The organism is Kitasatospora sp. NPDC028961 (genome assembly GCF_055564815.1).
The window spans coordinates 1-14,372 of record NZ_JBVHVO010000013.1 but is presented as its reverse complement, the minus strand read 5'-3'; the positions used below and the strand labels follow the sequence as shown (position 1 = coordinate 14,372).

Here is a 14,372-nt window from a genome sequence, read left to right as displayed (position 1 = left end):
CGACCGGCCGCCGGCCGGTGTTCCACCGCCGCCCGGGCCGACGGGCCCGCCGACCGGCCGCGCCGGGGTCAGGAGGCCGTCGGGCCGGAGGGCTCGGAGGCGGCCGGGCCGGTCACCCGGCGGCGGCCGATCAGCAGGGCCGCCCCGCAGGCCAGCAGGCCCGCGACGGCCAGCGTCCACTCGGGCGCGACGCCCACCCGGTCCGCCACCGTGGTGCCGTCGCGCAGCGGGACGACGGCGGACAGCTCGGCGGCGGTCAGCTCCTCGGTGCGCTGCTGCACCGAGCCGTCCGGGGCGATCACCGCGCTGATCCCGCTGGTGGCGGCGATCAGCACGGCCCGGCCGTGCTCGACGGCACGCAGCCGGGACATCGCGAGCTGCTGCTCGGGCTGGCCGGTCTTCGCGTAGGTCGCGTTGTTGGTCTGGACGACGAGCACCCGGGCGCCCTTGTCCACCGTGTCGCGGACGATCTCGTCGTACGCCACCTCGAAGCAGATGACGTCGCCGATCTTCGCCGGGCCCAGCTGCATGACGCCGTTGTGGTCGCCGGGGTAGAAGTCGCGGGCGACCCGCTGCAGCCGGGTGATCACCTTCATCAGCTGGTCGCGGAACGGCACGTACTCGCCGAACGGGACGGGGTGCTGCTTGGTGTAGGAGGCGCCCGGGCCGGTCTTCGGGTCCCAGACGATGCCCTCGTTCTGGACGTGCTGCTCGTCCGGCCCGTCCACCAGGGTGCCGACCAGGGTGGGTACGCCGACCGCCTTCACGGCGTCGTCGATGCGCCGGTAGGCCAGCGGGTCGCTGAACGGGTCGAGGTCGGAGGAGTTCTCCGGCCAGATCACCACGTCCGGCTTCTCCACCCGGCCGGCCTTGATGTCGGCGGCGAGCTTCTCGGTGGCGGCGGCGTGGTTGTTCAGCACCATCATCGGCCGGCCGAGGAAGTCCATCCCCGGGTTGGGCACGTTGCCCTGGATCAGGGCGACCTTGACGGTGTCGGCGGCCGCGGTGGGCACCGGGACCAGATAACCGGCCAGCAGGGCCGCGACGGCGCCCAGCGCGGCCAGCGCGGCGGCCCGGGGCGCCCGGCGGGGCCCGCGCAGCCGCAGCGCCGCCCAGGCCAGCAGGGCACCGGCCAGCGCGACGGCGAAGGTCACCAGCGGGGCGCCGCCGATCGCGGCGAGCGGGGTGAACGGGGTGGCGGTGTTGGCGAACGCGAGGCGGCCCCAGGGGAAGCCGCCGAGCGGCAGCCGGTCACGGGCCCACTCCTGGGTGATCCAGAGGCAGGCCGCCCAGAGCGGCCAGCCGGGCAGCCGGGAGGTCAGCGCCAGACCGGAGCCGAGGGCCGCCAGGAAGAGCGCCTCGATCACCGAGAGGCCGACGGTGGCGTCCCAGCCGACCACCCGCAGCCAGCTGAGCAGCAGCAGGAAGAACGGCAGCCCGAAGGCGAAGCCCGTCCAGGCGGCCTGCCGGACGGTGCGGCCGAGGGTGAGCAGCGAGAGCGCGGCGACGCCCACCACCGAGAGCGGCCAGAGGTCGAACGGCGGGAAGGCCAGCGCGAGGAGCAGCCCGGCGAGGACGGCCAGGCCGGTGCGGGGCAGTCCGGCGCGCACCTTGGCGACGGCGCGGGCGGCCCGGCCGGGGGCGGGGGCGTCGGACGTCACGGACGCCTCGGGGAGGGCGTCCGACCGCTCCTGTGTGACGTGGAGTGCCACCGGCGCACCATCTTCCTGGTCGGGCTGTCCGCGCTTGGCTGTCCGTTGGCGCGTTCTTCACCGCCCGTTGAGTTCGGACGCTGTGCGAAAGACGGTACCCCGGAACCGGCCCCGCGCGTGAGGCCGGGTGGCCCGCCGAGCAGCGGGTTCCCGGCCCTGGTGGGGCGGTGTCAGCGCGGGCTGTGGCGGACCGTGCGCAGCGGCCAGTCGGCGGCGAGCCAGGCGGCCACCGCGCGGTACAACGGGGCGTCCAGCTCGGCGCGGTCGGCGCGGACCCAGGAGCTGACCGTCGTGGTGGCCGGGTCCTCGTGGTCCGGGTAGATGTACACGCAGCCGACGACGTCGCCGCCGGGGTCCGCCAGCACGGTGTAGGTGAAGCCGCGGCGGTGCTCGAAGTCGGCGGCGTGCCGGCGCAGGTCGGCCAGGTTGCGCTCCGGCGTCATGCCCTCGGCGGGCGGCCAGCTGCCGGTCCAGCCCGGGGTGGCGTGGATGTGGTCGACGCTCGACGTCCAGGCCGCGAGGTCGGAGTCGTTGTGCTGCTCGCCGAGGGGCTCCAGGCGGAACCCCTCGGCGGCGAGGGTGCGGGGGACGACGAAGCCGGCGGGTACCAGCGGATGATCACTCATGCCGGTCAACCTACGCAGCGCGGGCCGCCCCGGTCACCCGGACCTACCGCGCGGCCGCCCGCTCCGCCACGGCCCGGTGGACGGTCCGGCCGCGGACCACGGTGCGCAGACAGACCGGCAGCGGGCGGCCCGGGGTGAGGTCGGGCAACCCGGGGGTGCCGGAGCGCGGGTCGGTGGACCAGCCGGCCACCCGGGAGTCGGGGGCCTGGACCACGAGTTCGTCGGCGGCCCAGACCGCGTAGCTGGCGATCGCGCCGGGGACGAGCACGCCGTCCTGGTCGCGGCCGATCGCCCGCCAGCCGCCCCGGGTGTGGGCGGTGAAGGCGGCGCGGGCCGAGATCCGGTGGTCGAGGGTCCGGTGGAAGGCCGCCGCGCGGACGGTGCCCCAGGGATCGAGCGGGGTGACCGGGGCGTCCGAGCCGAAGGCCAGCGGGACGCCGGCCCGCAGCAGCGCGGCGAACGGGTTGAGCGCGGCGGCGCGCTCGGCGCCGAGCCGCTGGACGTACATGCCGTCCGGGCCGCCCCAGGCGGCGTCGAAGGCGGGCTGCACGGAGGCGGTGAGGCCGAGTTCGGCGAAGGCCGCGACGGACGCCCCGTCCAGTGCCTCGGCGTGCTCCACGCGGTGGCGCAGCGCCCTGACGCGGTCCGCGCCGACCCGCTCGCCGGCCGCCCGGACGCCGGCGAGGACGGCGCCCACGGCGGCGTCGCCGATGGCGTGGAAGCCGGCCTGCAGCCCGGCCTCGGTGCAGGCGGCGACGTGGTCGGCGACCTGCTCGGCGCTCAGGTAGGAGGTGCCGGTGTGGTCGGCGTCGGCGTAGGGGCTGTGCAGGCAGGCGGTGTGCGAGCCGATCGCGCCGTCGACGAAGAGGTCGCCACCGGCGCCCACCGCACCGAGCCGGCGGGCCGTCTCGACACCGCCCAGCTCGCCCCAGTAGCCGAACACCTCGGGCCCCTCGCCGTCGGCGGCGAGGTCCAGCAGCGCGGCGAGGTCCTGCTCCGAGGAGATCTCCGGGCCGGCGCACTCGTGCAGCGCGCCGATGCCGAGCTCGGCGGCCCGGGCCAGCGTCGCGCGCTGGGCACGCCGGCGCTGCTCGGGGGTGAGGTGCGCGAGCGCGGTCCGGCGCACGGCGTGGTGGGCGTCGCGGGTGAGCGGGCCGTCGGCGGAGAAGCCGGGCCGGTCGGCGAGGCCGGCGGTGAGCGCCCGCAGCGCGGTGGTGGCCAGCGCGGAGTGCACGTCGGTGCGGGAGAGGTAGAGCGCGGCGCCGCCGGCGGCCGCGTCCAGCTCGGCGAGCGTCGGCGGTCGGCCCTCGGGCCAGCCGGTCTCGTCCCAGCCGTGCCCGATGAGCACGCCGCCCCGCTCGGAGCGGTCGGCCGCGAAGGCGGCGAGGGCCTCCAGCGCGGCGGCGAGCGAGGGCAGGCCGGTGAGGTCCAGACCGGTGAGCGCCAGACCGGTGGCGGTGGCGTGCACGTGGGCGTCGACGAAGGCGGGGGTGACCAGGGCGCCGTCGAGCTCGACGATCTCGTCTGCGGCGTCGGCGTACGCCTCGGCCGCGCCGTCGCTGCCGACCCAGGCGACGTGCTCGCCCTCGACGAGCATCGCGGTGGCGAAGGGGTCGGCGGGGCTGTAGACGGCGCCGCCGCGCAGCAGGACGGTTCGTGGGCCCCTCTGGCCCGAGGGCGGGCCGGGAGGGAGGGTGCGTTCGGTCATGACGCCAAGTCTGCACCTCCCGCAGGTGCGGTCAGAGCTTCGGGGGCCTCGCCTCGTAGGGCGTCGAGAGCACGACGGTGGTGCGGGTGGAGACGCCGGCCGCGCTGCGGATCCGGGCCAGCAGGTCCTCCAGGTCGCCGGGGGCGCCGACGCGGACCTTGAGGATGTAGTTCTCGTCCCCGGCGACGCTGTGGCAGGCCTCGATCTCGGGCAGCCCGGCGAGTCTCTCCGGGGTGTCGTCCGGGGCGCTGGGGTCGAAGGGCTTGACCGAGATGAAGGCGGTCAGCGCCAGCTCGACCGCGTCGGGGTCGACGATGGCGGTGTAGCCGCGGATCACACCGCGCTGCTCCAGACGGCGCACCCGCTGGTGCACCGCCGAGGTGGACAGGCCGGTGGCCTTGCCCAGGTCCGTGTAGCTCATCCGGCCGTCCTCCAGGAGCAGCTGAACGATGCGTTGGTCGAGATCCTCCACAAGGCGCAAACCTACCCGGTCGGGGGCGCGCGCGGCGCCACAGCGGGCGCGCACGGTGTCACTCGCGGCCGCGCCGGGTGCCGGGCGGGCACATGCCGGGCGAATGTGGCGAAGGACACACCCGGTGCATCACAGTGCACCGGCCTGCAGGATTATGAGTCCGCGTCGGCGGGAAGTGCTGGTTGTGGCCCCGGGCGACCACGCCGGGCCCGATCCGAGGGGGATCACCATGCGTGCAACTGACCGGCACTCGCTGAGCGCCGACGACACCCACGATATGACCGGCCGCGAGGATCTCGCGGTCCCCCACGAGCCGTCGGCGGGGGTGGATCCGGGCGAGGGCGAGACCTGGGACATCGTCCGGGTGCACTGCCCGGAGTGCCGCCGTCCGATCGCCCTGGTGGGCGATGAGGAGCGGCTGCCGCAGCACGCCGTGCTGCCGACCGCCTGGCACCCCTTCTCGCCCGCGCTCTGCCCGGGCTCGGGAGCGCCGACGGACGACCTGGCGGAGGTGGAGTCGGCGGAGGACGCCGAGACCGCCGGCCTGGAGGCACTGCTCGCCCTCCCGTCCGAACTCGACTGGCGCACCCAGCCGTTCTCCCACGCCGTGGCGCACCGCCCGGTTCGGACGGCGCCCGCGCCGGCCATCCCGCAGCAGCGCAGCCGGCTCGTCCGGCACTGACGGCCGCTCCCGTCCCGGGGGTTGACCGGCCGTCAGCCGACGGCCGGTCCCGACCACCGGGGCGGGAGACGCCTCCGGGCGCCACTCCGCACCCTGGAGTGACGCCCGGAGGCCGTTTCGGGGGCCGTCAGCCGGAGGTGAGGTGGCGGCCGATCACCAGGCGCTGGATCTGGTTGGTGCCCTCGACGATCTGCAGCACCTTGGCCTCGCGCATGTAGCGCTCGGCCGGGAAGTCCTGGGTGTAGCCGTAACCGCCGAGGACCTGGACGGCGTCGGTGGTGACCCGCATCGCCGCGTCGGTGCAGAACAGCTTGGCCATCGCCGCCTGCTTGGAGAACGGCCGGCCGGCGTCGCGCAGCCGGGCCGCGGCCAGGTAGAGCGAGCGCCCGGCCTCGATCTGGGTGGCCATGTCCGCGAGCATGAAGGACAGGCCCTGGAACTCGGCGATCGGCCGGCCGAACTGGCGGCGGGCACCGGCGTACTCGACCGCGAGGTCGAGCGCGGCCTGGGCGACGCCGATCGCGCAGGCGGCGATGCCGAGCCGGCCGGAGTCCAGGGCGGCGAGCGCGATCTGGAAGCCCTGGCCCTCGCTCCCGATCAGCCGGCCGCGCTCGACCCGGGCGCCGTCGAAGTGCAGCTGCGCGGTCGGCGAGGACCGCATGCCCATCTTGTGCTCCGGCGGCGCGGCCGACAGGCCGGCCACCCCGGCGGGCACCAGCAGGCAGCTGATGCCGCGCGCGCCCGGCTCGCCGGTGCGCACCAGGGCGCTGTAGAAGTCGGCCTCCCCGCCGTGGGTGATCCACGCCTTGGTGCCGCTGACGACGTACTCCTCGCCGTCCAGGTCGGCGCGGGTGCGCAGCGCGGCGGCGTCCGAGCCGGACTGCGGCTCGGAGAGGCAGTAGGCGCCGAGCTGCTCGCCGGAGAGCATGCCGGGCAGCCAGGCGGCGCGCTGCTCGTCGCTGCCGAAACCGGCCAGGGCGTGGCAGGAGAGGGTGTGCACGCTGACCCCGAGGCCGACCGCCAGCCAGCCGCCCGCGAGCTCCTCCAGGACCTGGAGGTAGACCTCGTAGGGCTGGTCGCCGCCGCCGTACTTCTCCTCGTACGGGAGGGAGAGCAGACCGGCCTCGCCGAGGGTGCGGAACACCTCGCGCGGGAAGCGGCCGGCGGCCTCGTCCTCCGCCGCGCGCGGCTGGATCTCGCGCTGGACCAGCTCCCGGGTGAGGCTCAGCAGTTCGCGGGCCTCGTCGGTCGGCAGCTGGCGTTCCACGGCGTTCGCTGGGGACGGGGTCATGGCGGCTGGTCGCCTCCTCGTTCGGGCACCGGGCCCTGGTGTGGCGGGCCCGACGCGGGTGTGGCACGTCGGGCCGACCGGCACCGGGTTACGGTGAACGGCCGTTCACATGCGTGGCGAAGTGAGTATGCCCGATCCCGGCGCTGCCGTCACGACCTGCACGGAATCACTGTCCGTCCTGGCGTACGGGCCCCCGTAGGGTTGCCGATGTGGCCTCTTCCGAAACGTCCAGCACCCCTCCCGGCGGCCCGGCCGCCCCCGCGGCCGGCGGGGCGCCGGACGCGCTCGGCGGACCCGGAGCGCCCGCCGCGCCCGCAGCGCCCGAGGGCCTCCTCGACCTCGCCGGCCTCGCCGCCGGGCTGCGCGCGCTGGCACCCTCCTGCGGCCCGGTCCGGCTGGTCGCGGTGGACGGGCACGCCGGCTCCGGCAAGACCACCTTCACCGGCCGGCTGGCCGCCGCGCTCGGGGGTGCGCCGGTGGTCCACCTGGACGACCTGGCCACCCATGCCGAGCCCTTCGGCTGGACGGAGCGGTTGCGCACCCAGGTGCTCGACCCGCTGGCCGCCGGCCGGGACGCGGCGTACCGGGTGTACGACTGGACGCTGGGGCGCTTCGCCGGCACCGCGGCGGTGCCGCTCGCCCCGGTGGTGCTGATCGAGGGCGTCGGCGCCGGCCGGCGGGCGGTGCGGCCCCGGCTGGCGCGGCTGATCTGGATGGAGCTGGCCGCCGAGGCCGCCCGGCGGCGCGGGGAGGAGCGGGACGGTCCGGCCCTGGCGGAGTTCTGGGCGGGCTGGGCGCGGGCGGAGTCGGCGCACTTCGCCGCCGACCCCAGCCGCCCGTACGCGGCCACCATCGTCGACGGAGTGACCGGGCGGATCGCACCGAGCACCGTCGGTGAACCTTCAACAAGCCCTTGACCTGCGGTGTCACCAGGACTTAGGTTCTCCTCAGTTGCCGAGGTTGTTGATCGCGCAACATCGGACTCGGCATCCCCGGCTTGTTCCCCCGTGAGCCGGGGGTGCCGTCCCCCCTCCCGCCGCCCGGACCCCGCCCGACCGGGGCCGAGGCCCGGCCGGATCGCACCGGCGCCCAATCCCCGCGCGCGCGATCGTATTTGACTCCGCACGGCACTCTTCCGGATCAGCGCCGCGCCGGTACGATTCCTGGAGGCGCATATGCGCCCCGGGGGCTATCGACGACCGGCCGGCTTCTCCGCACCTCGAATCGCCGACCGAGCCCCAGGCACACCGCGGGGGGCGTGAGTGACGACGGTGGACAGTTCCGACGGCAACAACACGGGCGGCCCGGCTCCGAACCGGCTCGCCGACCGCGCCTGGCTGCGTGCCATGGACGCCTACACGGCGGGCGCGTACGCCCGCGCGGAGGAGGAGTTCCGCGCGGCCGTGCGGCTCGATCCGGGGATGGCCGACGCCTGGCTCGGCCTGCACGCCCTGCGCAGCGACACCTCCGGGGCGCTGCTCGCGATGTACCGCCACCGGACCCGGTTCGGTGAGCAGCGCCGGCTCCACCGGCGCCCGCTCAGTTCCTGGTACTGGCTGGGCTGGTGGGTGCAACCCGTGCTCGAGGACAGCCGCGACCTGGCGCTCGCGCACGCCTCGCACTGGCTGGACGGCCGCCATCTCGCGGAGCTGGACAGGGCGTTGGAGCAGTGCCCGGTCCCGGAGGAGGACCCGTCCGCGCGCTTCCTGCACGCGTGCCGGTCCTACCTCCTCAAGGACTGGGAACAGCTCATCCGGGACACCGACCGGCTGCTGGACGACCAGCTGCTGGGCATCGAGGCCGGGCTCTTCGCGGGCATGGCGCGGGTCCGGCTGGACATGTGCGCCCAGGCGCAGGCCCCGCTCGCCGCCTCGCTGGCCCGCTGCCGCTCCGAGCAGCCGCAGCGCAAGGAGCTGCGGTACTGGCTGGCCCGGGCCTACGAGGGCGCCGGGCGCAGCGCCGCCGCGCTGCCGCTCTACCGGGCGGTGCACCGGGCCGATCCGGCCTTCATGGACACCGCGACCCGGCTCGCCGCGATCTCCGCCGAGGACGGCGTGGTCGACGCGCTGCTGGACGCGGTGGGCGGCCTCGGCCGTGAGGGCGGGAAGGCCTCGGGCGGCGACGAGGCGTTCGACGCGCTGTCGCTGGGCCTGGACACGGTGGGCGCCGAGGAGGCCGGGCTGGACGACGCGGCGCTGGGGGCCTCGGGGTGCGAGGCCCCGGGCCTCGAAGCCGCCGGGTACCCGGGCGAGGCCTACCCCGGTGAGGCCCTCTCCGGCGAGACCTACCCCGGTGAGCCCTACCAGGCCGCGCCCTGTTCCGGCGAGCCGTACCGGACCGAGCCCGGCCAGAGCGAGGCGTACCCCGCCGGGGCCTTCCCGGCCGGGACCGGTGGGCCGGGCGCGCAGGAGCCGCCGGGGGCGGGCGCGGCCACCGACCGGGAGGCCGGACCGGCGCTGCCCGCCGGTGAGCGCTCCGGCGCGCCGCTGCCCCCCGCCGGCTCCGGGCCCGCCGTGCCGGTCCGCGGCGAGGCTCCGCCCAGACCCGCGGGCGGCTACCCGGCCGCCGGACGCGACGGCGACGAGCGGGAGCTGGACGCGGCGCTGGCCGAACTCTCCCGGATGGTCGGCCTGGAGCCGGTCAAGCGCCAGGTCCGGGCGCTCTCCGCGCAGTTGCGGATGTCCCGGCTACGGGCGGCGCAGGGCCTGCCGGTGCAGCCGCCCAAGCGCCACTTCGTCTTCTCCGGCCCCTCCGGTACCGGCAAGACCACCGTGGCGCGCATCCTCGGGCGGGTCTTCCACGCCCTCGGGCTGCTCTCGGGGGACCACCTGGTGGAGGCCCAGCGGGCCGACCTGGTGGGCGAGTTCCTCGGCCAGACGGCCGTCAAGGCGAATGAGCTGATCGACTCCGCGCTGGACGGCGTGCTCTTCATCGACGAGGCCTACAGCCTCTCCAACTCCGGCTACAGCAAGGGCGACGCCTACGGCGACGAGGCGCTGCAGGTACTACTGAAGCGGGCCGAGGACAACCGCGACCGGCTGGTGGTGATCCTGGCCGGCTACCCGGAGGGCATGAACCGGCTGCTCGCCACCAACCCCGGCCTCAACTCCCGCTTCACCACCCGGGTCGACTTCCCCAGCTACCGCCCCGGCGAACTCACCGCGATCGGCGCCGCGCTGGCCGACCGGGACGGCGACGGCTGGGACGAGGACGCCGCCGAGGAACTGGCCAGCATCTGCATCCACGTGGTCCGTGAGGGCTGGATCGACGACCTGGGCAACGGACGGTTCATCCGCACCCTGTACGAGAAGTCCTGCGCCTACCGGGACCTGCGGCTCTCGCTGCTGCGCGAGCCGCCCGGGCGCGAGGACCTGGCGACCCTGCGGCTGCCGGACCTCGTGCAGGCGTACGGCGAGCTGATCGACGGCCGGGGCTGAGCCGGCGGAGCGGGCCCGCCGGCTCCGCCGCTCAGCTCCCGAGCACCTTCGCCTCCCGCTCCGCGTCCAGGCCGACCACCGGCCGGTCCGGGCGCTGCGGGGCGGTGCCGCCGATGGACCGCAGCCAGGCCCAGGTGTCGGCGACCGTCTCCGCGACCGGGCGGCAGCGCAGCCCGGCGGCGACCGCCTTGGCCACGTCGGAGCCGTGCACGGTGTCGTGCAGCTCGCCCGGCGGGACCCAGACCGGCAGGTCGCTCCACGGTTCGATGCCGGCCGCCAGGATCCGGTCGGGCTCCGTCCAGCGCAGCTCCGCGTCCGAGCCGGTGGCCCGGACGCAGGCCTCCAGCAGCTCGCCCATGGTGGCGTGCCCCTGCGGGCTGACCAGGTCGTACGCACCGCCGTGGCCGGCCACCAGGGCGTCCAGGGTCCAGACCGCGATGTCCCGGGCGTCGATGTACTGCACCGGCAGGTCGCGCGGGCCGGGGGCGAGCACCGGGCCGCCGCGGGCGATCCGGCCCAGCCACCAGGGCAGCCGGCCGATGTTCTCGTACGGACCGATGATCAGCCCGGCCCGGGCCAGCAGCGCCCGGTCGCCGAAGGCGTCCAGCAGCGCCAGCTCGCCGCCGCGCTTGGCCTGCGGGTAGGCGACCTCACCGGCGTCCGGCGAGCCCTCGACCAGCGCGGCGCTCTCGTCCGCCCCGGCCGGGGTCGGGTACGCGTACACCGACCGGGTCGACACGTAGGCGTAGCGGCCGACCCGGCCGGCCAGCAGGCGGGCGCTGTCGCGCACCGCCGAGGGCGCGCCGGACCAGGTGTCCACCACCGCGTCCCATTCCCCCTCGGCCAGCGCGGCCAGGCCGTCCTCGGCCCGCCGGTCGCCGTGCAGCGCCCGCACACCGGCCGGCGGCACGTGCGTCCCCCGGTGGAAGACCGTCACCTCCCACCCGCGCTCCAGCGCCTCCTCGGTCACGGCCCGACCGACGAACTCCGTCCCACCCAGCAGCAGCAGTCTCATACCGACCACCCTGCCGAGCGGACGGCGTTCTGGGAACGGCCGCATGCTCAGGGCAGAATCGCCCACAGCGGAACCCGGCCGCCCTCCCGGGCTGCGGAACCCGGCGACTCGGGAGGGCGGCCGCCGGAACGGCCCGTCAGGCGGCGGAGCGGTGGTCCGGGTCGTGCACCTCGCCGACCAGCTCCTCCACCACGTCCTCCAGCGTCACCACGCCGAGCGTGCGCCCGTCCTGGTCGACCACCGCGGCCAGGTGGCAGGCGGCCCGGCGCATCGCGCCGAGCGCGTCGTCCAGCGGGAGCGTGCCGCGCACCACGGTGATCGGGCGCCAGAGGCGGGCCGGCACCGGCGCCGCCTGGTCGTCGACGTCCAGGATGTCCTTGAGGTGCAGGTAGCCCAGGTAGCCGGGGCCGGCCGGGTCGCCCTCGGTGACCGGGAAGCGCGAGAAGCCGGTGCGCAGCGCCAGCTCCTCGACCTGGGCGGCGGTCACCTCGGTGTCCACGGTGACGAGCTGCTCGGGCTTGAGCAGCACCTCGGTGACCGGGCGGCGGCCCAGCTCCAGGGCGTCCTCCAGGCGCTCCTGGCGGCCCTCGTCGAGCAGGCCGGCGTCCCGGGAGTCGACCAGCAGGTACATCAGCTGCTCGGTGGTGAAGACCGACTCGACCTCGTCCTTGGACTCGACCTTGAACAGCCTCAGCACGGCGTTGGCGAAGGCGTTCAGGAAGAAGATCACCGGTGCGAGCCAGCGGGCCAGCCGGTCCAGCGGCGGGCCGAGCCGGAGCGCGGCCTTCTCCGGCCCCGCCAGCGCGAGGTTCTTCGGCACCATCTCGCCCATCACCATGTGCAGGAAGACCACCACGGCCAGCGAGATCCCGTAGGAGAGCGGGTGCATCAGGCCGGCCGGCACGCCGAGGGCGTGGAACGGCCCCTCCAGCAGGTGGGCGATGGTCGGCTCGGCGAGCGCGCCCAGGCCCAGCGAGCAGACGGTGATGCCGAGCTGGGCGGCGGCGAGCATGGCGGAGACGTTGGAGAGCGCGTGCAGCACGGTGCGGGCGCGCTTGTCGCCCGCCTCGGCGAGCGGTTCGATCTGGCTGCGCCGGACGGAGACCACCGCGAACTCGGCGCCCACGAAGAACGCGTTGCCCAGCAGGAGCAGGATGGCGAGGGCCAGTTGGAGCACGGTCATCGGGCGCCGCCCTCGTCGTCACCGGGGCGCGGGCGCCCGCTCGTGCGCTCCACCCGCACCCGGCTGGTGCGGTGGCGGTCCACGGCCTCGACGGTGAACCGCCAGCCGGGCAGCTCGGCCTGCTCGCCCGGGACGGGCAGCCGGCCGAGGAGGTCCGAGACCAGGCCGGCCAGGGTCTCGTAGGGGCCGTCGGGCGCGTGCAGGCCGATCGACTCCAGGTGGTCGATCCGGGCCCGGCCGTCGGCGGCCCAGACCGGCAGCCCGTGCAGCGGCGGCAGCGGGATCAGTTCGGGGGTGTCGGCGGGGTCGTGCTCGTCCTGCACCTCGCCGACCAGCTCCTCGACGATGTCCTCGACGGTGACCACGCCGGCGGTGCCGCCGTACTCGTCGACCACGATGGCCATCGGCTGGAGCCGGCGCAGCTGGTCCAGCAGGCGCTCGGCGGGGAGCGTCTCGGGCACCAGCAGCGGCGGCACCGCCAGATCGCCGACCCTGACCAGAGCGCGCCGGGCGGGCGGCACCGCGAGGGCGTCCTTGAGCGTGACGGTGCCGGTGACCTCGTCCAGGCTGTCGGTGTAGACCGGGAAGCGGGAGAGGCCGGTGGCCCGGGTGAGGTTGAGCACGTCGGCGGCGCTGGCGTCGCGCTGGAGGGCGGCGACGTCGATCCGCGGCGTCATCACCGACTCGGCGGTGAGGTCGCCGAGGCCGAGGGTGCGCACGAACAGGGTGGCGGACTCCTCGTCCATCACCCCGGCCCGGGCCGAGTGCCGGGCGAGTGAGCCCAGCTCGGCGGGGGTCCGGGCATGGCCCAGCTCCTCCTGCGGCTCGACGCCGAGGGCGCGGACGGTGCGGTCCGCCGAGCCGTTCAGGAAGCTGATCAGCGGGCGGCAGGCGTGCGAGAAGGCCATGTGCGGGGCGGCCACCGAGCGGGCCACCTGGAGCGGCCGGGAGATCGCCCAGTTCTTCGGGACGAGCTCGCCGATCACCATCTGCACCACGGTGGCCAGCAGCATGCCGACGATCACCGCGACGCCCCGGGCGGCCCCGTCGGGCAGGCCGACGGTGGTGAACACCGGCTTCAGCAGGACGGAGAGGGCCGGCTCGGCGAGCATGCCGACCACCAGCGAGGTGACGGTGATGCCGAGCTGCGCGCCGGAGAGTTCGAACGAGAGGTGCCGCACGGCGCGGACGACCCGGGCGGACCGGGCGTCGCCGGCTTCGGCGGAGCGCTCCACCGCACCCCGCTCCACGGTCACGAAGGCGAACTCGGCGGCCACGAACAGGCCGTTGGCGAGGATCAGCAGGAACGCCGCGAACAGCAGCAGCCAGGCGGTGATCACAGTGCCGCCTGCCTTCCGATACCGGGAAGCCGGGCGGCGCGGGTACTACCGGACGGATCGTCCATGGACGGGGGGAGTCACTCCTCGAGTCGTTTCCGCGCAGGGCCCGCTGTCGGGCGGCGCCGGTCAAATGGCATGGCTTTGCCCTGCTTTTTACCAGCGTAGACGATACCCGTGCGACTGTCGGCCCCCCGTTCGGACCCGCCAGGGGGCGGCGCCGGGCGGACAGGGGGCGGCCCGGGCGGCGTAGGGGGCGGGTAGGGGCCGGGCAAGCCGGAGGTGGTCGGGGCGGCGGATCAGCGGCCGCGGCGCTCGACCAGGTCGCGCAGCGCCCGGGCGTCCGCGATCGCCTGCGCCTTGCCGAGCCCGGACTGGATGCCGACCACGGCCAGCGAGGTGCCGTCGGCCAGGTCGAGGGTCGCCCACGGGTCCCCCTGGCGGAAGTTGACCCGGACGATCTCGGCCCAGGCCAGCCGGCGGCGGCGGACGAAGTTCACCACGGTGATGCCCTCGGTGTCGGCGCTCACCCGGGGCCGGGCCAGCATCAGGCCGACGCCGGCGAACAGCACGCCGCTGAGCACCATCATGAGCCGGTCGTTGAACTGCCAGCTCGCCGGGAGCGCGAGGGCGATCGCGACGAACATCACGACCAGCAGCACGCAGACCGGCAGCAGCACGGCCCGGGTGCGGCGCGGGGCCCAGGTGACGGGGAACTCGGCGGGGCTGGTCACGTGCGGTCTCCGGGGGGTCCAGGCGGGGCGGCACCGGCGGCCGGGTGCCGGCCGTCGACGAAGGGGCGGGGGGGGCGAACAGCGCCCCCCCCCCCCCTCACCCCCCCTTTCCCCCCCCTCCTCCCCCCCGGTTGTGTTCGAGAAGGAAAAAATGGATGTTTTTCCCCCCAAAAGC

12 protein-coding genes are annotated in these 14,372 nt (G+C 75.5%); 3 read left to right on the top strand and 9 right to left on the bottom strand.

The window, feature by feature from the left end:
- Window positions 1-68 precede the first annotated feature (68 nt).
- From lnt to ACZ4UX_RS22275, 4 genes are all read right to left on the bottom strand, one after another.
- The gene (lnt, locus tag ACZ4UX_RS22290) at window positions 69-1,712 is read right to left on the bottom strand and encodes an apolipoprotein N-acyltransferase (protein WP_465707912.1); all 1,644 of its coding nucleotides are present in this window, start codon (window positions 1,710-1,712) and stop codon (window positions 69-71) included.
- A gap of 170 nt (window positions 1,713-1,882) precedes the next feature.
- Complete coding sequence (locus ACZ4UX_RS22285; RefSeq protein WP_465707911.1) at window positions 1,883-2,338, bottom strand: GNAT family N-acetyltransferase; 456 nt, start codon at window positions 2,336-2,338, stop codon at window positions 1,883-1,885.
- Window positions 2,339-2,381: 43 nt separating this feature from the next.
- On the bottom strand, window positions 2,382-4,046 hold the full coding sequence (locus tag ACZ4UX_RS22280; protein WP_465707910.1) for an amidohydrolase: 1,665 nt from the start codon (window positions 4,044-4,046) through the stop codon (window positions 2,382-2,384).
- Window positions 4,047-4,077: 31 nt separating this feature from the next.
- Window positions 4,078-4,518: an Lrp/AsnC family transcriptional regulator gene (locus ACZ4UX_RS22275; RefSeq protein ID WP_329486516.1), complete on the bottom strand. Its 441-nt coding sequence runs from the start codon at window positions 4,516-4,518 to the stop codon at window positions 4,078-4,080.
- Window positions 4,519-4,747: 229 nt separating this feature from the next.
- On the opposite strand from ACZ4UX_RS22275, the gene ACZ4UX_RS22270 reads away from it, so the two are divergent.
- On the top strand, window positions 4,748-5,200 hold the full coding sequence (locus ACZ4UX_RS22270) for a hypothetical protein (protein WP_359808075.1): 453 nt from the start codon (window positions 4,748-4,750) through the stop codon (window positions 5,198-5,200).
- A gap of 127 nt (window positions 5,201-5,327) precedes the next feature.
- On the opposite strand, the gene ACZ4UX_RS22265 is transcribed toward ACZ4UX_RS22270, so the two are convergent.
- Window positions 5,328-6,491, bottom strand: coding sequence for an acyl-CoA dehydrogenase family protein (locus ACZ4UX_RS22265; protein WP_465707909.1), 1,164 nt, complete (start codon window positions 6,489-6,491; stop codon window positions 5,328-5,330).
- Window positions 6,492-6,850: 359 nt separating this feature from the next.
- Between ACZ4UX_RS22265 and ACZ4UX_RS22260 the strand changes: the two genes are divergently transcribed.
- Both ACZ4UX_RS22260 and ACZ4UX_RS22255 read left to right on the top strand, forming a co-directional pair.
- On the top strand, window positions 6,851-7,408 hold the full coding sequence (locus ACZ4UX_RS22260) for a uridine kinase family protein (protein WP_465708016.1): 558 nt from the start codon (window positions 6,851-6,853) through the stop codon (window positions 7,406-7,408).
- A 429-nt stretch (window positions 7,409-7,837) separates the two neighbouring features.
- The gene (locus tag ACZ4UX_RS22255) at window positions 7,838-9,928 is read left to right on the top strand and encodes an AAA family ATPase (protein ID WP_465708015.1); all 2,091 of its coding nucleotides are present in this window, start codon (window positions 7,838-7,840) and stop codon (window positions 9,926-9,928) included.
- Between the two features lie 31 nt (window positions 9,929-9,959).
- Here ACZ4UX_RS22255 and ACZ4UX_RS22250 read toward each other — a convergent pair whose 3' ends face one another.
- From ACZ4UX_RS22250 to ACZ4UX_RS22235, 4 genes are all read right to left on the bottom strand, one after another.
- A complete protein-coding gene (locus ACZ4UX_RS22250; protein WP_465707908.1) occupies window positions 9,960-10,943 on the bottom strand; it encodes an NAD-dependent epimerase/dehydratase family protein in 984 nt (327 codons plus the stop codon).
- A gap of 136 nt (window positions 10,944-11,079) precedes the next feature.
- Complete coding sequence (locus ACZ4UX_RS22245; RefSeq protein WP_465707907.1) at window positions 11,080-12,126, bottom strand: hemolysin family protein; 1,047 nt, start codon at window positions 12,124-12,126, stop codon at window positions 11,080-11,082.
- Window positions 12,123-13,466 carry a hemolysin family protein gene (locus ACZ4UX_RS22240; protein ID WP_352288724.1) on the bottom strand — a complete coding sequence of 448 codons (1,344 nt, stop codon included), beginning with the start codon at window positions 13,464-13,466 and terminating at the stop codon, window positions 12,123-12,125. Before ACZ4UX_RS22240 ends, ACZ4UX_RS22245 begins: the two co-directional genes overlap by 4 nt.
- A 296-nt stretch (window positions 13,467-13,762) precedes the next feature.
- Window positions 13,763-14,197 carry a PH domain-containing protein gene (locus tag ACZ4UX_RS22235; protein ID WP_329486522.1) on the bottom strand — a complete coding sequence of 145 codons (435 nt, stop codon included), beginning with the start codon at window positions 14,195-14,197 and terminating at the stop codon, window positions 13,763-13,765.
- Window positions 14,198-14,372: the final 175 nt, after the last annotated feature.

What these genes read in the sequence shown, in the direction of transcription:
- ACZ4UX_RS22265 (WP_465707909.1), bottom strand. Translation starts at nt 6,491, where the DNA reads ATGACCCCGTCCCCAGCGAACGCCGTGGAACGCCAGCTGCCGACCGAC.
- ACZ4UX_RS22255 (WP_465708015.1), top strand. Translation starts at nt 7,838, where the DNA reads ATGGACGCCTACACGGCGGGCGCGTACGCCCGCGCGGAGGAGGAGTTC.
- ACZ4UX_RS22285 (WP_465707911.1), bottom strand. Translation starts at nt 2,338, where the DNA reads ATGAGTGATCATCCGCTGGTACCCGCCGGCTTCGTCGTCCCCCGCACC.
- ACZ4UX_RS22245 (WP_465707907.1), bottom strand. Translation starts at nt 12,126, where the DNA reads ATGACCGTGCTCCAACTGGCCCTCGCCATCCTGCTCCTGCTGGGCAAC.
- ACZ4UX_RS22250 (WP_465707908.1), bottom strand. Translation starts at nt 10,943, where the DNA reads ATGAGACTGCTGCTGCTGGGTGGGACGGAGTTCGTCGGTCGGGCCGTG.
- ACZ4UX_RS22280 (WP_465707910.1), bottom strand. Translation starts at nt 4,046, where the DNA reads ATGACCGAACGCACCCTCCCTCCCGGCCCGCCCTCGGGCCAGAGGGGC.
- ACZ4UX_RS22270 (WP_359808075.1), top strand. Translation starts at nt 4,748, where the DNA reads ATGCGTGCAACTGACCGGCACTCGCTGAGCGCCGACGACACCCACGAT.